Below are 21,393 nucleotides of genomic sequence, written 5' to 3' on the forward strand. Positions count from 1 at the left end.
GCGGACCGCCGGCGCCCACGGCGCGGCCAGGCCGGTTCCCCGGCCGGCGGAACTGGCCGAACTGCCGACCGAGCACCAGGCCAAGGCGTTCCTGGCCCGGCAGGGCCTGGCCGTCTCCCGCGAAGTCCTGCTCGAGGACCCGGCAGCGGCGGCCAAGGCGGCGGCGGAGATCGGCTGGCCGCTGGTCGCCAAGCAGCTCTGCACCAACGTCGTGCACAAGTCCGACCTGGGACTGGTCCGGGTGGGCCTGCGCGACGAGGCCGAACTCGCACAGGCCGTGGCAGACTTCGGCCGCATCGTCACCGGACAGGGCCTGGAATCCGAGGGACTGCTCCTGGCCGAACTGCACAAGGGAGCCGAGGTCATCATCGGCGGCGTCAGGGACCCGAAGTTCGGCCCCCTGGTCATGATCGGCGCCGGCGGGGTCCTGGCCGAGCTGATGGACGACGCCGTGTTCCGCCAGTGCCCGCTGGACCGGCGGGAAGCGGCGAAAGCGGTCGGGGAACTGGCCGTCGGGCGCCTGCTGCAGGGGTACCGCGGCAGCAAATACGACCTGGATTCCCTGATCGGGCTGATCGTGCGGTTCTCCGAGCTGTTTGCGGCCTCCGACTGGATGCTGCAGGCCGATCTCAATCCCGTCATCGTTTCGGACGCGGAGCAGGGCGGCGCCGTCATCGTCGACGCCGCCCTGGTCCTCACCCCTACCCACTAAGGAGCCAGCAGATGGCATTGAAATTCGGGCTTGCCCTGATGAACGATTTCCCGCAGGACGTGGTGCCGGCCAGCCGCATCTGCCTGCTGCGCGAACAGGTCCGTGCCGCCCGCGAGGCCGGCATCGATTCGCTCTGGGTCCTGCAGCATTACCTGGGCGGCATGCCGACGCTGCAGCCGGTGCATCTGCTCTCCGCGCTCGCCCAGGATGCCGGAGAGATGAAGCTGGGCACCAACATGTACATCCTGCCGCTGCGCCATCCCGTCGGCGCCGCGGAGGAGTTTTCCACCCTGGACCACCTCTCCAACGGCCACGCGATCGCCGGCTTCGGCATGGGCTACCGCGAAAACGAATTCAAATCCTTCGGCGTGCCGATGGAGGAACGTGTGGGCCGTTTCGAAGAAAGCGTGCAGCTGGTGCGCCGGCTTTGGAGCGGCGAACGCGTCACGTTTGAAGGCAAGCATTTCCGGCTCGAGGACGAACGGATCAGCCTCGTCCCCGTCCAGCAGGGCGGACCGCAGATCTGGATCGGCGCCGGCGCGCACCGCAAGGGCGCCGAGCGGGCCGCCCGCCTCGGTGACGCCTGGATCGTTCCGCCGCACACCTCCCCGGAGAAGCTCGACATCGTGCTGGGCCACTACCGCGCCGAACGCGAGCGCCTGGCCCTGGGCCCGGCCTCCGAGTTCGTCGTCCGCCGCGAACTGGTCCTGGATCCGGACGCGGACCGCGCCCGCTCCATCGGCCTCGCCGCCCGCAATTCCCTCTCGCGCGAGTACGCCAAGTACAACGCGCCGGACCAGACCGGCAATTACGCCCATCTGACCACAGAGGAAGCCGCGACACAGACCGCGGACGCTTCCTATCTGTTTACCGACCCGGAATCCGCCGTCGTCGCCCTGAAGGCGCTGGAGGCCCAGGGACTGACCTACATCGTCCTGCGCATGCAGTGGTATGCGCTGGGACAGGAGCAGGTGCTGCGCACGCTGGAACTGTTCAAGAACGAAGTGCTGCCGTCCTTCCAGTAGCGATTCGTGTCCCCGAAAGAGAGTCCGCGATGACTTACCCCGTCCTGCAGGACAAAGTGGCGCTGGTGACCGGCGCCGGAATGGGCATGGGCGCGGCCACCGCCAAGCTCTTCGCCGCGGCCGGCGCCCAGGTGGCCGTGGCCGATTTCAACGCAGAAGCCGGCGCCAAAACCGTTGCCGAGATCGAGGCCGGCGGCGGCAGCGCCTGCTATGTCAACGTCGACGTGTCCCGGGCCGACCAGGTAGCGGGCATGGTTGAGGCCGTCGTGGCCCGGTTCGGCCGGCTGGACGTGGCGGTGAACAACGCCGCCATCACCCCCGACACCAACCCGCTCGCCGAACTGGACGAGGACTACTGGGACAAGCTGATGTCCATCAATCTCAAGGGCGTGGCCCTGTCCCTGAAGTATGAGCTCAGGCAACTGCTCGCCCAAAACGAGGGCGGGTCCATCATCAACATTTCCTCGGTCCGGGGTTTCCGGCCCCAGGCCAACGCGGCGGCGTACGTCGCGGCCAAGCACGGCGTGGTAGGCCTGACCAAGACCGCCGCGATGGAGAACGGGTCCCGGAACATCCGCGTCAACTGCGTGGCGCCCGGCGCCATCGACACCCCCATGCTGCAGGCCTCGCTGGCCCGCCGGGGGCAGACGGAAGAGGACTTCGCGCCGCGGCTGAGCCTGCTGGACCGGGTCGGCCGGGCCGAGGAGGTGGCCCAGGCCTCCCTTTGGCTGGCCTCCGATCTGTCCTCCTATGTCACCGGGAGCACCATTCACGTCGACGCGGGCTACACCAGCAGCTAGGGCTGCCGAGGCCGCAGTACATCCGTCCACCACCAGCCCTTTGGAGGTTCCATGTCCCCCGCTCCCGGCGCCCCCGCCGCCACCGCAGCCGCCGTCCGGGCCCCCGCCCGGCAGGCGGAGCGGCTGTACCACGACCTGCTCTCCAGTTCGGAGACGCTCGAGGTGCGCGAACGCGCCCGCCGCTTCGCCGACGTCGTCATCGCTCCGGTTGCCGGCCGGATCGCCACCGGCGACGAAGTGGAGGACGGCTTCCCCTCCGATGTCTTCGAGGCGATGGCGCGCGAGGGCCTGTTCCGGCTTGCCTTCCCCGCGGACGCCGGCGGGATGGGATTGGCGCGCCCCGCCTCGGCAACGGTTGCCGCCATCGAGGAGCTGGCCTACCACTCCAACTCGGTGGCCGCGATCTACGATGTCCACTGCGTCCTGGCCGGGACCGGGCTGGACCAGGGAACCCGCGAACAGCGCCGGCAGTGGCTCGGCCCCCTGGTCCGCGGCGAAATCATCGGCGCCTTCGCCACCAGCGAGGCCAACTCCTCGAGCGACCTGAGCCCCCAGTCGGTGCAGACCGTTGCCAGCCGGACGGCCACCGGCTGGCGGCTGCAGGGCCGCAAACGGTGGATCACCAATGCTCCGGTCGCCGACGTCATCCTGGTCCTGGCCCGCACGGGCGAGCGGCTGTCCATGTTCATCGTGCCCTCCGCAGCCGCGGGCGTTACCGTCGGCAGGGCGGACCGCAAGCTCGGGAACAAGGGCCAACTGACTGCGGATATCGTCCTCGACGGCGTCGACCTGCCGGAGGAGGCCCTGCTGGGGTCCGAAGGCGGGGGCCTGAAGATCGCCCTGGCCATGCTGGCCTACGGGCGGATCGCCATCGCCGCCGCCGGCGTAGGCATGGCCCAGGCGGCCTTCGACCACATGACCGAGAGGCTCACCACCCGCGAGGCCTTCGGCGCCAAGCTCGGCAGCATGCAGCACTGGCAGTTCCTGATGGCGGACTACGCGCTCCGGCTCGAATCCGCCCGGTCACTCTACATCAAGGCAGCACTGCGGCTGGATGAAGGCTATGTCTTCCCCGAGCCGGAAGCCGCGATGGCCAAAATTGCCGGAACGTCCCTGGCCGTCGACATTGCCCGCGACGCAGTCCAGCTCTTCGGCGGGCTCGGGTTCACCCAGGAACTCGGCGCCGACGGGACGCCCGGGCCGGTCGAGGCCCTGTACCGGGACAGCAAGGTCACCGAAATTTACGAAGGGGCCAACGAGATCCAGAAGTGGATCATCGCCCGCCAACTGCTTGGCCGCGAGGTCGCCGGCTGAGCCCCGGCCCGCACGTGCGGCCGTCCGTCTCCGTGATACCCGAAGAGAAGCGAGCAACCATGTCTGAAGAAAAAATTGTCATTGCCGGCGGCGCCAGGACCCCGGTCGGCAGGTACGGCGGTTCCCTGGCAGGCCTGCCGGCCCATGAACTGGGTGCCGTTGCCGCCACCGCCGCGCTGGAACGCAGCGGCGTCTTCGCCGAGGACATCGACGAAGTCATCATGGGGTGCGTCGGCCAGGCCGGTCCGGATGCCTACAACGCGCGCCGCGTTGCCCTGGCCGCCGGCGTGCTGCCCTCGGCGTCAGCGCTGACCGTGAACAGGTTGTGCGGCAGCGGCCTGCAGGCGATCTGGTCCGCCGCCCAGCAGCTGCGCTGGGGATCCACGGACGTCGTCCTCGCCGGCGGCGACGAGTCCATGTCCCGGATGCCCTTCCTCGACTTCAACTCCCGTGCCAACGCGCGGCTGGGAAACCGTACGTTGGTCGATGGGACCCTCGCGATGCTCACCGACCCGTTCAGCAATGAACACATGGGCGTGACCGCCGAGAACGTCGCGCAGAAGTACAAGATCAGCCGGGCGGCACAGGACGAATTCGCCGTCGAAAGCCAGCGCCGGGCGGCCGCGCCGGCGGCGCTGGCGGCCTTCGACGAGGAAATCACCCCGGTCAAGGTCCCGGGCCGCAACCCCGTCACGATCACGGCGGACGAACATCCCCGTCCGGACACCTCGCCGGAGAACCTGGCCAGCCTGCGCCCGGCCTTCCGGCAGAACGGTACCGTCACCGCCGGGAATGCCTCGGGCATCAACGACGGCGCCGCCGCCATGGTCCTGATGCGGGAGAGCACGCTGCGCGAACGCGGCCTGGGTGGCTTGGCGACCCTCGAACATGTCACCGTCGCCGGCATCGAACCGGCCCTGATGGGCTACGCACCCACCTTGGCCCTGCAGAAGCTCTTCGCCGAAACCGGCCTGCAGCCCAGCGACATCGGCATTGTCGAACTGAATGAGGCCTTTGCCGCCCAGGCCGTCGCCGTCATCCGCGACGCGGGACTGGATCCGGCCAAGACCAATCCCTACGGCGGGGCAATCGCGCTCGGCCATCCGGTCGGCGCCACCGGCGCGATCCTGGCGCTGCGCGTGGCCCTGGACCTGAAGCGCCGCGACCTGGAGTTCGGCATCGCCACGCTGTGCATCGGCGGCGGGCAGGCCATCGCCGCGCTCTTCCGGAAGTGGGAGTCCTGATGAAGCCCATCGCCACCGTCGGCGTCGTCGGGTCCGGGACCATGGGGCGCGGCATCGCCGAAAGCGCACTGCAGGCCGGCCTGCAGGTTATCCTCCATGATTCCTCCCCGGACGCCCTGAGTGCCGCCCGCAAACAGATCGAGGCGAACCTTCACCGGTCCGTCGGCAAGGGCCAGCTCCCGGCCCAGGAAGCCTCGGAGTATCTCGGGGCCCTCGATCCGGCGGCAGACATGGGAGCCCTCGCCGGCTGCCAGCTGGTCATCGAGGCCGTCCCGGAAGTCCTCGAGGTCAAGCTTTCCGTCCTGGCGGCGCTGGAGGAAAGCGTCGCCGGGGACGTGCTCATTGCCACCAACACGTCGTCGATCCCCATCACCCGGCTCGCCCGGGCACTCGGGCACCCGGACCGCTTTATCGGCCTGCACTTTTTCAACCCGGTGCCGCGCATGCCGCTGGTCGAGGTCATCCGCGCCGTGCACAGCAGCGACGCCACGGTGGCGGCGGCCCGGCAGTTCGTAGCGGAGGCGCTGGGCAAGACGCCCCTGGTCATCGAGGACCGTCCCGGCTTTGTGGTCAACGCCTTGCTGATCCCGTTCCTGCTGGCGGCGGCGCGCATGCTGGACAGCGGCTACGCCGAAGCGGAGGCCATCGACGACGGGATGACGCTGGGCTGCGGCCATCCGATGGGACCGCTGAAGCTGGCGGACTTCATCGGCCTGGACGTGGTCTGCGCCGCCGCGGATGCGATGTATGCCCAGTCGCCGGATCCGGCACTGGTAGTGCCGAACAACCTGCGCCGCCTCGTGGACGCCGGACAGCTCGGCGCCAAGACCGGCCGCGGTTTCTACGACCACCGGTAGTAGTGCTGTGTTCCTCAAAGGAGGTATGGGGCAACAGGGGTTTGGAGGCGCATCATGGGTGGCCGAGGACGATGTCATGAAGCCGCTGTTTGCCCGTCCGGCGCATGATCCGGACGAGGAGCGCAGGATCCACTGGCTGTCCGGTGCCCGGCATGCCCCGGCCGACCGGATTCTGCGGGCCCGGATGGCCACCTGCAGCTGGGCCGGAATGCGCGTTCCCGCTATTGCCGCCGAGCCGGCCTGCCATCCCAAGACCGTGCGGGAGCGGCTGCACCGCTTCAACGCCGAGGGACTGGACGGGCCCGGCGACCTGCCGATCCCCGGGCGCCCGCCCGGCTGCGCGAGGACGAACGCTCCCGCATCATCGCCCTGGCCGGCCAGGATCCGCCGGGCCGGCCAGGGCGCGACGATGCGGGGGAACTGGAAGCCGCCGGCGAGTCCGGGCCGCCCGAGTGGACCTTGGACATTCTCACCGAGGCGGCCCGCGCCGAAGGCATCGACGTGCCGGCCGGACCTGCAGGAGGGCTGCTGGCGCCTGTCCCGCAAAGCCGCTCTGGCCGGCCGGTCCTTCACCGGCCCCGACCAGATCGAGACGGCCACCGTCCGGGCCGCCGCCTGGCTCAACACCCGCGCCAAACGGCCTGCTCCGCCGGCCCGCACCCTGCGCCGCCGCTTTGTCTACCTCCTTTGAGGAACGCAGCACTAGGCGCCGGGGATCCGCAGCCCACTGCCGGACCATCCGCCGTCGACCGGAAGGACGACGCCGGTGATGTAACTTGCCCGGTCGGAGGCCAGATATTCGACGGCATCCGCGATTTCCTCCGGCCGCCCGATGCGGTCCATAGGAATGCGTTCCATGTAGATGTCCAAGGACACCAGACCCGAAGCCACCATCGATGCCTGCATCTCCGTGCTGATCGTGCCGGGAGCAACGGCATTGACGCGGATTCCGCGTGGTCCCCACTCCGTGGCGAGCGAGCGGACCAGGCCTTCAACCCCGGCCTTGGAAGCGCAGTATGCCGCACGGGCGGCAAAGCCTTCGGTAGCACAGATCGAGGAAAGCATCACGATGCTTCCGCCCTCGCGCATGTGTTTGCCGGCGATCTGCGCACCTATGAAGGCCGCGCGCAGGTTGACGTTCAGGACCCGGTCCCAGTCCTCGTGCGCGAAATCCAAGCTGTCTCCGGGCCGTGCAATCCCTGCATTCGCCACGAAGGTCTTGAGCCCTCCGCCGAGGCGTTCCGCCTCTACAATGGCCGCGGCAAGGGTGTCGGGGTCCCCCGCGTCACCAACCACGGCGGCGTGGCCGGAACCCAGCCCGGTGACGGTCTCGTCGAGGGTTTCCGCCGATGTGTCCACTGCGACGACGGCGGCGCCTTCGGCTGCCAAGCGTTGGGCAATGGCTTTGCCCAACCCTCGGGCGGCCCCGGTGACGACAACTCCGCGGTATGTTTCGGGGGCTTGCCGGCTGGAGATTTCGATGCGCGTTCCGGGCGTTGTCATTCGGTATCCTCCTGAAGCGGTGTAAGAGCAAAGCGGAGCGACGGGACCAGTCGGACGGATCACCGGCCTGTGAAGGCGCAGGTACTGATGGGCCCCAAGCCGGGCGGCTTGGGGCCGCCGTCCGTCAGTCCCCGAAGTGGATAACTTGCCGAAGGCTCTCGGAGCCGTCCAGGGCGATGAGGCTGTCGTTGACATCCTCAAGACGGACCCTGGCCGAGATCATCTCATCGAGCATGAGGCGGCCTTCGAGGTACATGCGGGCGTAGAGCGGGATGTCCAGCTGAAAGCGCGAGGATCCCATCAGGCTCCCCTGCAACCGGATTTCCCGCAGGAGGGTCTCCGTGGGGATCTCCACCGTGGCGTTCTGCGCGGCAGCGCCGACGATGGTGGCAGTCCCCCCGGGGCTAGCCATCCGGCAGGCCTGGGCGATGGTCGCCGGACGGCCGACGACCTCGAACACGTGGTCGGCTCCTCCGACGATGGCGCGCACCACTGCGTCCACGTCCTCTTCGCCGGCATGCACCACGTGGGTCGCCCCAAAAAGCCGGGCGTGGTTGAGTTTGCTCTCGATCAGATCCACTGCGATGATCGCAGATGCCCCGGCAAGCTTGGCAGCCTGGACAACGTTCAGTCCCACGCCCCCGCAGCCGATCACCACGACGGTGTCTCCCAGCGCCACTTGTGCTCTGTGCCGGACAGCGCCGAATCCGGTCAGCACGGCGCACCCCAGAAGCGCGGCACGGTCCAGCGGGATCTCGCGAGGAACAGCTACCAGGCTTCGTTCGGACACGAGCATGTGGGTGGCGAATCCACCCAGGCCCGTCATCGGCCGAACCTCCGACCCGCGGCGGGTCAGCCGCGGCGGAGCCGAGGCGGCGCGGAGATGGCCGGCGCTCACGCAGAGCTGCTGCCGGCCGCTCTGGCACCACGCGCACCTGCCGCAGTGGGCCTTGGCGCAGCCGACCACGTGGTCGCCTGGTTGGAGCGAGGTGACAAGCTCCCCGACCTTCTCGACCACGCCGGCGGACTCGTGTCCCAGGATCAGGGGGAGCGGCGTGTCCCGGAGACCCTGCTGGATCGAGCGGTCGGAATGGCAGACGCCGCTTGCGACGGTCCTCACCAAGACCTCGTCAGGCCCGACCTCGTCGACGTCGAGTTCATCGATCACAACGCGTTCCTGGAACCCGTTCAGCACTGCAGCAAGCATGGAAACCGCTCCTTCTGAGATGTCTGCCAGTCCTTCTAAGATGTCTGCCAGCGAACGAGCGCCGGCTCGGAGTCTCCGACGCGGGTATGTGCGAAGCCGGGGTAGCCGTCATGCGCCACGCGGTCGCAGAGCTGCCGGTACTTCCAGAAGCCGCCTGCGTAGGGCATGAACACCCGGGGCTTGCCCGGAACGTTCGCACCCATATACCACGATGCAGCCTCCAGGAAAAGCGTCTCGCCGGCCACCTCGTTGACGTGGACGACCCACGCTTCCTGGGCGGACGGCTCCGCTTCGGTGCGGGTGATCCCGCTCTCGCGCAGATGCTCAAGGTAATCGCCGATCCACTCGACATGCTGCTCTATGGAGACCAGGACATTGCCCAGCACGGACGGGCTGCCGGGGCCGGCGATGATGAACAGGTTCGGAAACCCAGCGATGCCCAGCCCCAGGTACGTATGGGGCCCCGCCTCCCACCGCTGGCTCAGGGAGGTGCCGCCGGAGCCGCGGATGTCCATCCGCAACAGGGCGCCGGTCATGGCATCGAAGCCGGTGGCGTAGACGATGACGTCGCTCTCGTGCTCCTCTTCCTGGGTGCGCACGCCGTATGGCGTGATCCGTTGGATCGGATCAGCGCGGGTGTCGACGAGGCGCACGTTCGGCTGGTTGAAGCTTTCGAAATAGTTGGTTCCGACGGTAACGCGCTTGGCGCCGACGGGGAAACCGGCCGGGCACAGGGCCGCCGCGGTGGTGGGGTCCTCCACAATCTCGCGGATCCGCTCACGGAGGAACGCCGCAACCATGTCGTTGGCCTCGTGGCTGACAAGAATGTCCTCGAAGCGCGCCAGGATGCCGCTGCCCCCGAGCGCCCATGCCGCTTCGAGTTCCTGCCGGACCCGTGCAGGATCAGTCCCGACGGCGTTGAGCCCGCTGCGGGGCACGATCGTCCCCGCGGAGGTCCTGCGGGCCTCCTCACGCAGCCGGGGGTAGGCGCGCTTGACCTGTTGCTGTTCTCCAGGCTGCAAGGGTCGGTTGCGGGCCGGCATCCCGAAGTTCGGAGTCCGTTGGAAGACGGTCAGTTCAGCAGCGTCAGCGGCCAATTGGGGGATCACCTGGACGCCGGAGGAACCGGTCCCGATGACCGCGACCCGCAGTCCGCTGACGTCGACCCCGTCGTGTGGCCAGTCCCCGGTGTGGACCGACCTGCCTCTGAAGGTCTCCATGCCGGGCAGCGAGGGCATCATCGGCACCGACAGGCACCCGGTCGCCGCGATGACGAACCTTGACCGAACCGTGCCGTGGACGTCGGTGTGAACAGCCCAGATGCCGGCGCCGTCGTCGAAGGTCATTCCCTGAACCGTAGTCCCGAGGCTGATCGCATCCCGGAGATCGAACCTGTCGGCCACGTGCTGCAGGTATCGCAGGATTTCCGGCTGGGTCGGGTACCGCTCCGTCCACTCCCACTCCTGCTGGAGACTGTTGTCGAACGAATACGAATAGAACAGGCTCTCCACGTCGCAACGGGCGCCAGGGTAGCGGTTCCAGTACCAAGTGCCCCCGACGTCACCAGCCTTGTCGAAGACCCGCACGGTGAACCCCGCCTGTCGGAGGCGGTGCAGCATGTAAAGGCCGGCGAAGCCGGCACCGACGACGACCACGTCGTAGGACGGGACCTCGCCTTCACGATCCGGCGCTGGCGATGTCACGACGTTGCTCATCGCGCCATGAACCCGGCCATGACGTCGTCCCATGCGGGCACTGCGCCCGTGAACGCCCCGACCTCCTGCATGTAGTCGATGCTCCGGTCGAACATCTCTTGGTTGATGTCGTCGGAGTAGGTGGCGGCCGCGCGGTCGGAGTCGTAGGCGATGGACGCCATCTCGGCGCTGTAGTCGAAGCCCTGGTAGATCTCCACCACTTTTTCCTTGTTGGCTTCGTCCTCGTACCAGTCCTTCGCCTTCTCGATGCCTTCGGCGATGGCCTGCCAGCGTTCCGCGTCGGCCTCGATGTTCTGTGCAGCGGTGACGAAGACGATCTGCAACACCCCGGAGTTCGGAAGCTGGGTACCGTCCAGCACTTCGGTGCCCACGCCCTGTTCCTCGGCAAGTGCCGCTACGGTGGAACCTTGGACGAGCACGTCCACGAGTCCCTTCTCAAGCGCAGCGACGGCGGCACCGGCCGTGCCGATCGCGACCAACTCCATGTCGCGTTCCGGGTCGAGGCCGTGCCTCTTGATGAGAGCCTTCGTCGCATCGAAGTTGAGCCCCGCCAGCACCGGCACACCAATCTTCTTGCCCCGCCACGAATCGACCAGCTGCTCGGGGGTCTGCGGCTGTTCGGAGCCGGTGGGGACCGTGATTCGGGTGGTGTTGGTGCCGTTGCCGGCGATAATCCTCAGCTGTGAGCCGCCGGAGGTCTGGTTGTAGTTCCACACGGCCGGGACCGTCTGGACCGCCATCTCGATCTGTTCCTTGCCGACCGCGGTGAGCATGGCCGGTACCGACGTGAAGACCTTGCTCTCGACATCCTTGATGCCGGCTCCATCGAGATAGCCCTGCTCAAGGGCGATTTCAAGCAGTAGCGCCTGCGCGGGGTCCTGGACGCCGAACGTGATGGTCGGGTTCTCGCCGCCCTTCGCCGATGCTTGGCCGTCACTGCCGCATGCGGCGGTCATCGTCACCAACGCCAGCATGGCAGCTGTCGCAATGGCCCTGCGCGTTGAACTCATGTCGTCTCCCAATCGTCGTCGGCATACCGGTCGTATGCCGTTGTAATGTGAATTACGCCCAGGAATTGCGTGAAGGTGTCCCGTGAGGGGCTGTCAGGATGTGGGGAGGGTGTCGCCGAGAGCGATCGATTTGGTCTCCAGGTACTCTTGCAGGCCCTCCGGCCCCATTTCGCGCCCGATCCCGGACTGTTTGAAGCCGCCGAACGGAGAGCCGAAGGCCTGCGGTGAGCCATTGATGCTTACCATCCCGGTGCGCAACTGCCGGGCAACCTCCAGCCCGCGCGCCGGGTCGCCGGTCCAGACGGAGCCCGAGAGCCCGTAGACCGAGTCGTTAGCGATGGCGACGGCTTCGGCGGTGTCAGCGTACTCGATCACGCCCAGCACCGGTCCGAAGATCTCCTCCTGGGCGACCCGCATGTTGTTCTCCACCTCGGAAAGCAGGGTGGGCTCGAAGTAGTAGCCGGGCCCGACGTCGTCGGGCGATGGACGGCCACCACCGACAACCACCCGGGCGCCCTCGATGACACCGATGCCGATGTATTCCTCGACCCGCCTTAGTTGCCGTTCGCTCACGAGCGGCCCCACCGTCGTGTCCTCGGCGTACGGGTTGCCCACCCGCACCTTGGCGACCGCGTCCGCAAGGGCCTCCACGATCGCGGACTTGCGGCTGCGTGGCACCAGCACGCGGGACTGGGCGATGCACGCCTGGCCGTTGACCAGGAGGATCATGGGCAACAGCTGTTCTGCGACGGTCTCGATGTCGGCGTCGTCGAGGATGACCGCCGCAGACTTGCCGCCGAGCTCCAGGGAGACACGCGCGATCCGTTCTCCGCACAATGCCATGATTCGGCGGCCGACGGCGGTGCTGCCGGTGAAGGCGACCTTGTCGACTCCCGGGTGCGTGACCAGGTGCTCGCCGACGGCACCGTCTCCGGGGATGATGCTCAATACGCCCGGCGGGAGTCCCGCCTCAGCGAAGGCGTCGGCCAATTCGTATGCGGAGAGGGGCGCCTCGAGTGCCGGCTTGAGCACAACGGAGCAGCCGGCCGCCAAGGCCGGCGCCACCTTGAGCGTAGGGCCGAACAATGGAGCATTCCACGGCGTGATCGCGGCGACGACTCCTACCGGCTCGCGCACCACGAGGCTCGAGGCGCCTCCGTGGCTGCGTGTCTCCTCCAGGTGGGTGGATTCAATCAGGTCGGCGTAGTAACGCAGGTGGCGGATCGGGTTCGGCACCGCCGCGGTCCGCGCGGCGCGGACCGTGCAGCCGAGTTCATCGGTGACCAGCGAAACCAGCGCCTCGGACTTCCTCTCCAGTATGTCGGCCGCCTCGCGCAGGACGGCGGCGCGGTACGACGGCTTCTCCATCCGCCACACGCCGAAGGCAAAGGCCTCTTGGGCGACGGAGACAGCCTGGTGTGCGTCGGCCGTGGTGGCCACCGCAGTGACCCCAACAGGCCGTAGATTAGCGGGATTCACAACCTCAAGGTGCCCGGCAGCCTCCTGCCACGCACCGGCGATGAAAAGCTTGTCCCGCCTGACCATGTTGTCGTGCGTTGTCCCAGCAACCATGTCAACCTCCCTTGCCTGTTGCCCCGCGGGCTGATCCGAGGGGTCTGTGCCTTCTGAGTCGTGGGGTCATCGGACGGCTGCGGGCCCGCAACCGCCCGCTACGGCTGCCAGCGAAGGATCTTGCGCTCAATGCCGCTCATCCCGGCATTGATCAGGGTGGCAGTGATCGCCAACACGATGAGCAGTCCGTAGATCGCGTCCGTCTGGAACAGCCCGGCTGCCTCCTGCAACTGCTGGCCGATACCGTCCACTGAGCCGATCAGTTCCGCCGTCAGCGTACCCAGCAAGGCATAGATCAGACCAAGCCGCAGCCCACCGAAGATCGAAGGGACGGCCACCGGCAACAGGATCTTGAAGAAGCGCTCAACCTTGCTGGCGCCGAGCACTTCCGCGAGCCTGGTGTGGTCGATGTCCAGCGACGCGACCCCGGTCCTGGCCGCATTGATGGCCATGAACACCACGATCGAGAATGCCAGCGCGATCTTGGAGTTGATGGTGAGGCCGAACGCCACGACGAAGAGAGGCGCCAAGGCGATTCGGGGCATCGCGTTGAAGGCGCTGAGGTAAGGGTTGACGACCTTCTCGACCCGGGGGAGGAGCGCCAGAGCGATGCCGATGAACGTCCCCACGACGCTGGCCAGTACCCACGCCATGAGGGATGCGGTCAGGGTGGCTTGAAGGTTGATCCACAATTTGGATCCGGTGAGTGCCTCCGCGAGCCAGGCCATGACCGCGCCCGGCGAGCTGCTGACCGACGGGTCCACGAGCTCGTAGGTGGCGATGAGCTGCCAGCCGCCGAGCAGTAGTCCGAGAAACCCCACACGCGCCAGGAACAACCAAAGGACTGATTTGGGGTTGAGCTGTGTCCGTTTTCTCTGCGGCGGCCGGGCAGTCTTTGTCGCCGCAGGGGTCGCTTGGGTCACCATGGACATCTCAGATCTCCCTGCTCGGAACGTGGTCGAGTTGCAGCCCTTCGATGAGGCGGTGGTGCATGCTGCGGTAGGCCGGGTCTTCCTCGATCATGTTCTCGTCACGAGGCCGGGCGATGTCCACGCTCACTTGGTCGACCACCTTCCCGCCGCGCATCACGATGATGCGGTCCGCCAAGAGAATCGCCTCCTTGAGGTCGTGCGTCACGAACACGACAGTCTTCTTGTCCCGTGTCCACACGTCGAGGAACTCCCTTTGAACCTCGGCGCGCGTCTGGGCGTCGAGTGCCGCGAACGGCTCGTCCATGAAGAGCACGTCCGGTTCGATCGCCCAGGTCCGGGCCAGGGCCACGCGCTGCCGCATGCCGTTGGACAGCTGCCAGGGATACCTGTTCAGGGCGTGCCCCACGCCGACCTTTTCGATGTACTCGATCGCGCGCGCTTTGCGCTCGGAACGGGAGAGGGACCTTCCGTACCGGATCTCCAACGCGAACTCCACGTTGCGGCGGGCGGTCCTCCAGGGCAGCAGTCCGTCTCGGGCGAACATGTAGCCGATGTGGTCGCGCGCCGCCAGCGGCGGCTTGCCGACGATCGAAACGCTACCCGAGGTGGGCTTGTAGAGCCCCGCCAGTACGTTGAGCACGGACGTCTTCCCGCAACCACTGCGCCCAACCAGGACTACGAGTTCACCGGTATTGATCTCAAAGCTCACCCCGTCCACCGCCACCGCGGGCGGATCATCCGGGGTGGGAGGCGGGAAGACCACCTCCAGGTCCTCGACCGTGATGCTCGCTGGCGTCTGCCGATCTTCGATTCTCACTGACATGTCCGGTCCTCATCTGGGTCTCGAGCCGTCGCCTAGGCGGCGGTGTAGCCACCGTCAACATTGATTGCCTGGCCTGTGATCCAGGACGACTCGTCGCTGGCCAGGAACAGCGCCAGCGCAGCGACGTCCTCGACCCGACCAAGTCGGCCGGCCGGGTACTTCTTCGCCATCTCGTCGAGCCCGGCCTGCGCGTCAGCCTCGATGTTCGTTGATCCGGCAGCCTTCACCCGTGCGACGTAAGTGTCGGTGACCAACGGGGTCGGAACCGTGCCGGGGCAGATCGCGTTGGCGCGAATCCCCTTGGGCCCGAAATCCACGACGAGCTGCTTGGTCATCGCGATGACACCGCCCTTCGCGGCGGCGTAGGGGAAGATGCCCCTGACGCCGACAAGCCCGCCTATGCTGGCGGTATTGAGGATCGTGCCGCTGCCCCGTGCGACCATGTTCCGCAGCGCGAACTTCGAAGAGAGCCACACGCCCTTGAGATCCACGTCGATCACGCGGTCCCAGACGTCTTCCTCGAGGTCCATCGCGTTGCCGGGGCCGCCGATGCCCGCGTTGGCAAAAACGACGTCGACCTGGCCGAACGCTTTGATCGTGGCGGCGGTCATCCGCTCAGCGTCCTTGGCTGAGGAGACGTCGGCTCCGAGTGCGATTGCCTGGCCGCCGGCGCCAATGATCTTGTCGGCGGTGACCGCGACCGTAGACTCCGACAAGTCCACGCATGCCACCAACGCGCCCTCCTCCGCGAATCGCAGCGCCGAGGCCTGCCCCAGGCCGGATCCCGCGCCGGTGATCAGCACCACCTTGTCCGCGAGCCGGCCGTTCGCCGTTTGCTGTGCCTTCATCTGTTGCTCCGTTCCACTCATTCGTACGCCGTGCCCATGGCCAGGTGCCGTTCCAGGACCTTTTCGTTCGAGTCGCCCGACAACTCGCCGGGGATGTAGGTGACCGCGGTGATCTCCCCGGTGAAGGGGAAGGGGCCGCGGCGTTCGTAGAGCTCCCACGACACTGGCGACCGGCGGTCAATGCCGACATCGATGCCTTCGAAGGGGACGTAGCCGATGATCCGGGGGACCTCGTGGTCTTCGACCGCCACCTCCCCGTCGACGTGGAGGCTGATGTGCCACTTCGACGCCTCGCGGGCGTTGAACTCCACGACGACCTGCTGGCTGGTCGAGGGCAGTTCCACGCTGGGCAGCTCGATCATCTGGCTGCCGTAGTTCTCCACAAAGTGCAGCCGGTTGTCTTCGACATACAGGACGTACCCGGACTCCTGGCCGCCGTGGGCGAAGACAACACCCTCGTCGCCGTGGAAGTAGCTCCAGTCAACGACCACTTGGAAGGACCGGCCATTGAGCAGCTGGAGCGTCCGGTACCGCTCGGTGGTCGGCGTTCCGGGAAGCAGCCGGACAGGTCTGCTGAGAACCTTCTCCCACTCCGGGCGGATCAGCTGCCAGATGCCGTCGCCCTCGTAGAGTGGGAAGACCTGGTTGTCCCAGGCCGCCTTCTCCCACGCTTCGACCATCTCCTTGACGCGTTCGGGGTGCCTATCGGAGAGGTCGTTCAACTGCGTGGGGTCTTCCTCGAGGTTGTAGAGGGCCCACTTTTCCTCGCTGAACGGCGTGCTCGGGACCCGCTTCGTGACGACCTCCCAGCCGTCTTTGTAGTAGGCGCGGTTGCCGATGCACTCGTAGTACTGCTCGTCGCGGCCCACCTGCGCGTCGATGCTGCGCAGCGCCCGGGCGAAGCTCTGTCCGTCCATCGGGTCGGCTGCCAGTCCGTGCCGCTCCGCTGGCATCCGGAGGTTGAGCAGATCCACCAGCGTGGGCAGGACATCGACCACATGCACGTATTGCCTACGCAGCCCGCTTGCCTCCGCACGCAGGCGTTCGGGCAGCCCGACGACGAAAGGCACCCGGTGGCCGCCGGCGAAGGTGGTGGTTTTGTAGAGCCGGAAGGGGGTGTTGCAGGCCATGGCCCAGCCTCGGGGGTAGTGCGGCCAGGTGTTGGGGCCGCCGATGTCGTCGATGTGTTCAAGGTCGAACCTCAAGCTGTCTTCGCCGAGGGCACGTTTACCTGGTTCGGGGAGAACGCCGCGCTGATAGTTGCTTGCTCCCTGGGCCTGCCCTTCGCGGGACGCGCCGTTGTCGCTCGTGACAATGATGACGGTGTTGTCCAGCTCGCCCAGCTGCTCCAGCGTCTGCATCAGCCGGCCGACGCTCTGGTCGATGCTCTCCACCATGGCGGCATAGACCTCCATGTAGCGCGCGAAGAGGTTCTGCACCTCCGCGGGAAGCTCGTCCCACACCTGCACCTCTTCGCCGGGTTCGGCATTTCGAGGCGGCAGGACCGTGTCCCGGGCGACGACATCCAGCTCTTTTTGGCGGGCGAGCCGCTGCTCGCGCAGGGCGTCCCAGCCGATGCCGTACTTACCCATGTGCCGGGCAATGTCCTCACGCTTGGCGTGCAGCGGCGCGTGCACGGCACCGTGCGCAAAGTACATGAAGAAGGGCTTGTCCGGGTTCGCGGTCTTCGTGGCCTTGATCATCGAGACCGCGCGGTCGGTGAGATCGTCGGTCAGGTAGTACCCCGGCTCGTAGCGGTCGGTTTGCACGACGCTGTTGCCGTCGTAGAGCCGATGCGGATGATGCAGGTTAGTCATGGGGTCGAGGAATCCGTAGAACTCGTCGAAGCCACGCTGCAGCGGCCAAGAGCTCTTGTCCCCGGCCTCGGAACATTCCGAATCACGCGTCAAGTGCCACTTGCCCAGCATGAAGGTGCTGTAGCCGTTGGCGCGGAAGACCTCTGCCATGGTCGGCTGGTTCTCCGGAAGAACCGCGGTGTACCCAGGGAACCCCGGATCGAGGTTGGCGACGTACCCCATGCCGACTGAATGCGGATTGCGGCCGGTCATCAGCGCTGCCCGGGTGGGAGAACACAGGGGGGTGGAATGGTAGTTCACGAACTGCGCACCGCTGGCGGCCAACCGGTCGATGTTCGGAGTGCTCAGTTCCGACCCGTAGCACCCCCAGTCGGAGAAGCCGATGTCGTCGGCCAGCACGACCACGACGTTCGGCGACTCCTTGGGCGCGGCGGTGCGCGGCGGCCACCAGGGCTCACTCGACCGGAACGTCCGGCCGATCTTTCCCTTGAAGCCGGGATAGGTTCGGCCATTCCCCTGGCCGTTATCGCTATGGGACATACTCGTTCTCCTCCGGGGCTGTTAGAAGTAGAAGCAGTTCGTCGTTGGGCCTCCGCAGCCGAATCGGTGTTGGCGCCGACACGATGGCAGAAACTGGGAAATCACTCTCACCGGGCGATGTCGCCGGCAATAACGTCTTCGTAGGAAGGGGCGGCGCCAGGCAGGCTCCCGCTCCTTGTCAGAGATTTGATCGAGCGCTCGAACGTCTCGCGGTTGAGCGGGTCGTCCCACCCCGGACGGTCGATCTCGTAAAGCCTAAGGGCGACGTCCTCGGTCAGCCCCATCTTTTCGGTGAGGACTTTCACGACGGCGTCCTTGTTGGCAGGGTCCAAGATGAACTGCTTGGACTTGGCAACGCCTTCGGCGATCTTTTTGTAGAACTCGGGGTTCTCCCCAAGCTGCGCTTCGGAGGTGAACCAGGCGGTTGTGATCGACCCTGTCGACGGGGTCTCCACGCCTTCCATCACCGGAGTGCCGATGCCCTGGGTGTCCACAAGCGCAAGAGCGGTCGCCGAGGTGCCAAGAACGTCCACGAGGCCTTTCTTCAAAGCCGTCGCTGCTGGCTCGCCAGAACCGACGGCAATGATCTCGACGTCTTTGTCTGGATTCAGCCCGGCTTGGGTCAGCATGTACCGCAGGTCGTTGTAGACAAGTCCCGACAGGACCGGGACGCCGATCCGCTTGCCCTCCCAAGCCTTGACGATCTCTTGATAGCTACCTTGGGTCACCGCGTCCGTGAATTTCTTGCCAACCGCCCAGTGAGTCGTGTTGAAGGCCTTATTGGAGAAGATCTTCAGCTTCGAGCCGCCAGTGCTCTGGTTGTAGTTCCAGACCGAGGGAATGCCCTGTATGCCGGCTTCGATTTGTCCCTTGCCGACTGCGGTGAGCATCGACGGGACGGAGGTGAAAACTCGGGTCTCGACCTCGTCGATGCCCACCTCACGGAAGAAGCCCTGGGCCACGCCGACCTCGATGTGGTATGCGCTGAAAGGTTCTTGGACCCCCACCGTCAGCGTCGACTTCTGCTGCTCGGCGGCCGCACCGTTCGAACTGCAACCGGTCGCACCAGCGACCAGCCCAATGGCGAGTACGACTCCCGCCATCTTTCTCCAAGCCTTCATTGGGTACTCCTTCAGCCGCGTAGACCACCTGTATACCGAGTATGAGATGGATCATATTCATGAATATGGGCGACGGTCAACGAGGGGCCGCGGCTGCGGAGCACCTTACCAGTCGCGCCCGCGGACCCCGATGAACCGCGCATTGCCCTGGGGCGGAAGTTTCGTATACTGGCGGAATGCAGCAGCTCCACAGACCATGCGAGGGCTCAAGCGCTCCCATGCAGGCCCGTTCCGACAAGGCCCTGGAAGCGATCCGCAACTGGATCATCGACGGTAGCCTTCCCCCAGGTTCGGCTCTGGTCGAGACACAGCTGGCCCGCCGGCTCGGGGTCTCCCGTGTTCCGGTCCGCGAAGCGCTGCAACGGCTAGGACAGCAGGGGCTCGTGGAGTTGCGACCCGGTCAGAGCGCCCTTGTTGCCCGGCGAAGCGCCCGCGACGTGATCGAGTTGCTTGAGATGCGGGCGGTGCTCCAAGGATTCGCTGCCGCCCTTGCCGCTGAGCGCCGGACAGATGGCGACATCGAGGCTCTGGCCGGCATCGTCACCTCAGGTCGAAGGGCTGTCGATGAGGAGGACTGGCATCAAGCAGGCCTGTTCAATTCGATGTTTCAGTTGGAGATGGCTCGGATCTCCGGAAGCAACCAGATACGCAGTTTCATTGAGAACTCAAGGTTCCAGCTCGCCTGGCTCAACCGATACTTGGCCCAAAAGCGGGGGCACGATGTCTGGAACGTCCACAGCGAGGTCATAGAAGCACTGAAGGCGCAGAACGCCACAAGAGCGGAAAGCCTCTCGCGGGCACATATTCTCGCCACCAAGGATATTTTTGTGGCCGACTACCTCGCCGGTCGCATCGCCAGCTGAAAAACTGTGCGCGTCACGATGCCGGATGTTGGCCGCGGAGCTTCCCGGCCGGGGTGCCCTTGGGGCGGCGTGGTAGAAGCTAGCGCTGGGTTCCTCAAAGGGTAGACAAAGCGGCGGCGCAGGGTACGGGCCGGCGGGGCAGGCCGTCCCGGATCCAGGGTTGTGCGCGGGCAGTGAGTTGGGCGGTGGCCAGGGCCGTGGCCGCCTCGGTGGAGAGACTATTGTGGGAGGAGAGGCTTTCGGTGATGACCGCGAGGTCCCCGTCCGGGTTCGCCGACTCCACATTCGTCAGCGTCTCCCGCGCCTCATCCGACAGTTCCAGCGGCGCCTGTGGCCTTCCGACAGTCGCCATGCCACATTTATGATTAGGAAACGAATTCCAGGCGCAGGACACTGGTGGTACTTGGTTAGGTTTCTTCCCGGGGGTCTTTTAACCTTCGGCCGGCCCACGGCCGCGCGGCCAGCAGCAGTGCCAGCCACGTCAGCCCGACCCCGGCCATCGTCGCGGCGTCGAGCACGCTTCCGGCGGACGGCCAGAGCGCATCCAGCACCACCGAGGCGGCCAGTTGTCCGCCGGTGACCGCCAGCGTCATGACCAGGACACCGACGCTGGCCGTGCAGATAATGGCCGAACCGAGCACCAAAGTGCCCAGCGGTCCGCCCAGGTACAGCCACCATGCGGGCCCGGCCAGCACCGCCCGGCCGCCGGCCGCGGCTTGGACCAGCCACACCGCCAGCAGCAGTCCGGCGCCGACACCGAAATTCAGCAGCGTCGACACGGCCGGACTGCCGTGCACCGCGGCCACCCGGGCCAGCATGCCCTGCTGCACGCTCTGCAGCAGGCCTGCCAGCAGCGGCAGGAGCATCAGCACCAGCAGCAGCGCGTGCTGCCCACCGCCGTCGAAATGCGGGACCGCGGCGAGGATGGCTGCCACCAGCGCCAGCGCGGCAGCGCCCAACCGCAGCGGGCTCACCGCAATGCTGCGTCCGGCCCCGAGCCCGCGCCTGTCCACCAGCAGGCCGGAGACCATCTGGCCGGTAACGATGGCAATAGTGAACAAGGACAGGCCCACCTCCCCGATGGTGGCCGTCTGGGTGAAGATATAGAACGCGCCCGCGGCGCCGGCCAGCAGGTACCACCAGGGATAGCTTCCCTGCCGGATCGCCTGCCCCAAGCCGGACAACCGGGCCCGGACCGCCGGCACCGCCAGCGCGAACAGCAGCACCGCGGCAAATCCGGTCCCAAAGCTGATCAGCGATGCCCCGATCCGGTCCTGCAGGGCCAGCCCGAGCGCGCTGTTGAGCCTGCCCTGCACCGCCAGCCCGGCTCCGCCGGCCATTGCCAGTACGACGGCGGCCGGGGCCGGAATCCGGAACCGGGGCTGCGCTTCACCTGCCACCCCTCCAGCGTAGCCGCCGAGGGCCCCGCTCCGAGCCGGCGAGGAGTGGGAGGCGGCTGCGCGGCAGCGTTTCCTGCTTCCCCATACGCT

20 protein-coding genes are annotated in these 21,393 nt (G+C 66.7%); 8 read left to right on the top strand and 12 right to left on the bottom strand.

Features of this window, described 5'->3' with window-relative positions:
• The 7 genes from ACFQ36_RS07995 to ACFQ36_RS08025 all read left to right on the top strand — a co-directional run.
• Window positions 1–712, top strand: a 712-nt coding sequence (locus ACFQ36_RS07995; protein ID WP_377012364.1) for an acetate--CoA ligase family protein, incomplete at its 5' end; no start/stop codon positions are given.
• Between the two features lie 11 nt (window positions 713–723).
• Window positions 724–1,737, top strand: a complete 1,014-nt coding sequence (locus ACFQ36_RS08000; RefSeq protein ID WP_377012366.1) for an LLM class flavin-dependent oxidoreductase — start codon at window positions 724–726, stop codon at window positions 1,735–1,737.
• A gap of 29 nt (window positions 1,738–1,766) precedes the next feature.
• Complete coding sequence (locus tag ACFQ36_RS08005) at window positions 1,767–2,537, top strand: SDR family NAD(P)-dependent oxidoreductase (protein ID WP_377012368.1); 771 nt, start codon at window positions 1,767–1,769, stop codon at window positions 2,535–2,537.
• Window positions 2,538–2,588: 51 nt separating this feature from the next.
• Window positions 2,589–3,851 (top strand): acyl-CoA dehydrogenase family protein, encoded by a 1,263-nt coding sequence (locus tag ACFQ36_RS08010; protein WP_377012370.1) that lies wholly within the window; start codon window positions 2,589–2,591, stop codon window positions 3,849–3,851.
• Window positions 3,852–3,910: 59 nt separating this feature from the next.
• Window positions 3,911–5,095, top strand: a complete 1,185-nt coding sequence (locus ACFQ36_RS08015) for a thiolase family protein (protein WP_377012372.1) — start codon at window positions 3,911–3,913, stop codon at window positions 5,093–5,095.
• Window positions 5,095–5,952, top strand: a complete 858-nt coding sequence (locus ACFQ36_RS08020; protein WP_377012374.1) for a 3-hydroxyacyl-CoA dehydrogenase family protein — start codon at window positions 5,095–5,097, stop codon at window positions 5,950–5,952. The genes ACFQ36_RS08015 and ACFQ36_RS08020 overlap by 1 nt, the downstream gene beginning before the upstream one ends.
• 76 nt (window positions 5,953–6,028) lie before the next feature.
• Entirely contained in the window at window positions 6,029–6,643 is a 615-nt protein-coding gene (locus ACFQ36_RS08025; protein WP_377012376.1) for a helix-turn-helix domain-containing protein, read from the top strand.
• 11 nt (window positions 6,644–6,654) lie between these two features.
• On the opposite strand, the gene ACFQ36_RS08030 is transcribed toward ACFQ36_RS08025, so the two are convergent.
• The 10 genes from ACFQ36_RS08030 to ACFQ36_RS08075 all read right to left on the bottom strand — a co-directional run bounded on the left by ACFQ36_RS08030 (window position 6,655) and on the right by ACFQ36_RS08075 (window position 19,040).
• Window positions 6,655–7,455: an SDR family NAD(P)-dependent oxidoreductase gene (locus tag ACFQ36_RS08030; RefSeq protein ID WP_377012378.1), complete on the bottom strand. Its 801-nt coding sequence runs from the start codon at window positions 7,453–7,455 to the stop codon at window positions 6,655–6,657.
• Window positions 7,456–7,579: 124 nt separating this feature from the next.
• Window positions 7,580–8,662 (bottom strand): Zn-dependent alcohol dehydrogenase, encoded by a 1,083-nt coding sequence (locus ACFQ36_RS08035; protein WP_377012380.1) that lies wholly within the window; start codon window positions 8,660–8,662, stop codon window positions 7,580–7,582.
• A 35-nt stretch (window positions 8,663–8,697) separates the two neighbouring features.
• Window positions 8,698–10,365, bottom strand: a complete 1,668-nt coding sequence (locus ACFQ36_RS08040) for a flavin-containing monooxygenase (protein ID WP_377012382.1) — start codon at window positions 10,363–10,365, stop codon at window positions 8,698–8,700.
• 8 nt (window positions 10,366–10,373) lie between these two features.
• Complete coding sequence (locus ACFQ36_RS08045; protein ID WP_377012384.1) at window positions 10,374–11,387, bottom strand: ABC transporter substrate-binding protein; 1,014 nt, start codon at window positions 11,385–11,387, stop codon at window positions 10,374–10,376.
• Between the two features lie 93 nt (window positions 11,388–11,480).
• Window positions 11,481–12,959 (bottom strand): aldehyde dehydrogenase, encoded by a 1,479-nt coding sequence (locus tag ACFQ36_RS08050; RefSeq protein ID WP_377012386.1) that lies wholly within the window; start codon window positions 12,957–12,959, stop codon window positions 11,481–11,483.
• 98 nt (window positions 12,960–13,057) lie between these two features.
• Window positions 13,058–13,891 (bottom strand): ABC transporter permease, encoded by an 834-nt coding sequence (locus tag ACFQ36_RS08055; protein WP_377012388.1) that lies wholly within the window; start codon window positions 13,889–13,891, stop codon window positions 13,058–13,060.
• A 1-nt stretch (window position 13,892) separates the two neighbouring features.
• Entirely contained in the window at window positions 13,893–14,708 is an 816-nt protein-coding gene (locus ACFQ36_RS08060; RefSeq protein WP_377012390.1) for an ABC transporter ATP-binding protein, read from the bottom strand.
• Window positions 14,709–14,746: 38 nt separating this feature from the next.
• On the bottom strand, window positions 14,747–15,562 hold the full coding sequence (locus tag ACFQ36_RS08065; RefSeq protein ID WP_377012392.1) for an SDR family NAD(P)-dependent oxidoreductase: 816 nt from the start codon (window positions 15,560–15,562) through the stop codon (window positions 14,747–14,749).
• 17 nt (window positions 15,563–15,579) lie between these two features.
• A complete protein-coding gene (locus ACFQ36_RS08070; RefSeq protein WP_377012394.1) occupies window positions 15,580–17,919 on the bottom strand; it encodes an arylsulfatase in 2,340 nt (779 codons plus the stop codon).
• 107 nt (window positions 17,920–18,026) lie between these two features.
• Window positions 18,027–19,040 (bottom strand): ABC transporter substrate-binding protein, encoded by a 1,014-nt coding sequence (locus ACFQ36_RS08075; RefSeq protein WP_377012396.1) that lies wholly within the window; start codon window positions 19,038–19,040, stop codon window positions 18,027–18,029.
• Between the two features lie 218 nt (window positions 19,041–19,258).
• On the opposite strand from ACFQ36_RS08075, the gene ACFQ36_RS08080 reads away from it, so the two are divergent.
• Window positions 19,259–19,903, top strand: coding sequence for a GntR family transcriptional regulator (locus ACFQ36_RS08080; RefSeq protein WP_377012398.1), 645 nt, complete (start codon window positions 19,259–19,261; stop codon window positions 19,901–19,903).
• A 94-nt stretch (window positions 19,904–19,997) separates the two neighbouring features.
• On the opposite strand, the gene ACFQ36_RS08085 is transcribed toward ACFQ36_RS08080, so the two are convergent.
• Together ACFQ36_RS08085 and ACFQ36_RS08090 are read right to left on the bottom strand one after the other, a co-directional pair.
• Window positions 19,998–20,255, bottom strand: coding sequence for a hypothetical protein (locus tag ACFQ36_RS08085; protein ID WP_377012401.1), 258 nt, complete (start codon window positions 20,253–20,255; stop codon window positions 19,998–20,000).
• Between the two features lie 55 nt (window positions 20,256–20,310).
• Window positions 20,311–21,303 (bottom strand): DMT family transporter, encoded by a 993-nt coding sequence (locus ACFQ36_RS08090; RefSeq protein ID WP_377012403.1) that lies wholly within the window; start codon window positions 21,301–21,303, stop codon window positions 20,311–20,313.
• Between the last annotated feature and the right edge of the window lie 90 nt (window positions 21,304–21,393).

It is taken from the genome of Arthrobacter sp. GCM10027362 (genome assembly GCF_042679445.1).
Classification (GTDB): domain Bacteria; phylum Actinomycetota; class Actinomycetes; order Actinomycetales; family Micrococcaceae; genus Crystallibacter.

What these genes read in the sequence shown, in the direction of transcription:
- ACFQ36_RS08000 (WP_377012366.1), top strand. Translation starts at nt 724, where the DNA reads ATGGCATTGAAATTCGGGCTTGCCCTGATGAACGATTTCCCGCAGGAC.
- ACFQ36_RS08005 (WP_377012368.1), top strand. Translation starts at nt 1,767, where the DNA reads ATGACTTACCCCGTCCTGCAGGACAAAGTGGCGCTGGTGACCGGCGCC.
- ACFQ36_RS08010 (WP_377012370.1), top strand. Translation starts at nt 2,589, where the DNA reads ATGTCCCCCGCTCCCGGCGCCCCCGCCGCCACCGCAGCCGCCGTCCGG.
- ACFQ36_RS08015 (WP_377012372.1), top strand. Translation starts at nt 3,911, where the DNA reads ATGTCTGAAGAAAAAATTGTCATTGCCGGCGGCGCCAGGACCCCGGTC.
- ACFQ36_RS08020 (WP_377012374.1), top strand. Translation starts at nt 5,095, where the DNA reads ATGAAGCCCATCGCCACCGTCGGCGTCGTCGGGTCCGGGACCATGGGG.
- ACFQ36_RS08025 (WP_377012376.1), top strand. Translation starts at nt 6,029, where the DNA reads ATGAAGCCGCTGTTTGCCCGTCCGGCGCATGATCCGGACGAGGAGCGC.
- ACFQ36_RS08030 (WP_377012378.1), bottom strand. Translation starts at nt 7,455, where the DNA reads ATGACAACGCCCGGAACGCGCATCGAAATCTCCAGCCGGCAAGCCCCC.
- ACFQ36_RS08035 (WP_377012380.1), bottom strand. Translation starts at nt 8,662, where the DNA reads ATGCTTGCTGCAGTGCTGAACGGGTTCCAGGAACGCGTTGTGATCGAT.
- ACFQ36_RS08045 (WP_377012384.1), bottom strand. Translation starts at nt 11,387, where the DNA reads ATGAGTTCAACGCGCAGGGCCATTGCGACAGCTGCCATGCTGGCGTTG.
- ACFQ36_RS08050 (WP_377012386.1), bottom strand. Translation starts at nt 12,959, where the DNA reads ATGGTTGCTGGGACAACGCACGACAACATGGTCAGGCGGGACAAGCTT.
- ACFQ36_RS08055 (WP_377012388.1), bottom strand. Translation starts at nt 13,891, where the DNA reads ATGTCCATGGTGACCCAAGCGACCCCTGCGGCGACAAAGACTGCCCGG.
- ACFQ36_RS08065 (WP_377012392.1), bottom strand. Translation starts at nt 15,562, where the DNA reads ATGAAGGCACAGCAAACGGCGAACGGCCGGCTCGCGGACAAGGTGGTG.
- ACFQ36_RS08070 (WP_377012394.1), bottom strand. Translation starts at nt 17,919, where the DNA reads ATGTCCCATAGCGATAACGGCCAGGGGAATGGCCGAACCTATCCCGGC.
- ACFQ36_RS08075 (WP_377012396.1), bottom strand. Translation starts at nt 19,040, where the DNA reads ATGAAGGCTTGGAGAAAGATGGCGGGAGTCGTACTCGCCATTGGGCTG.
- ACFQ36_RS08080 (WP_377012398.1), top strand. Translation starts at nt 19,259, where the DNA reads ATGCAGGCCCGTTCCGACAAGGCCCTGGAAGCGATCCGCAACTGGATC.
- ACFQ36_RS08085 (WP_377012401.1), bottom strand. Translation starts at nt 20,255, where the DNA reads ATGGCGACTGTCGGAAGGCCACAGGCGCCGCTGGAACTGTCGGATGAG.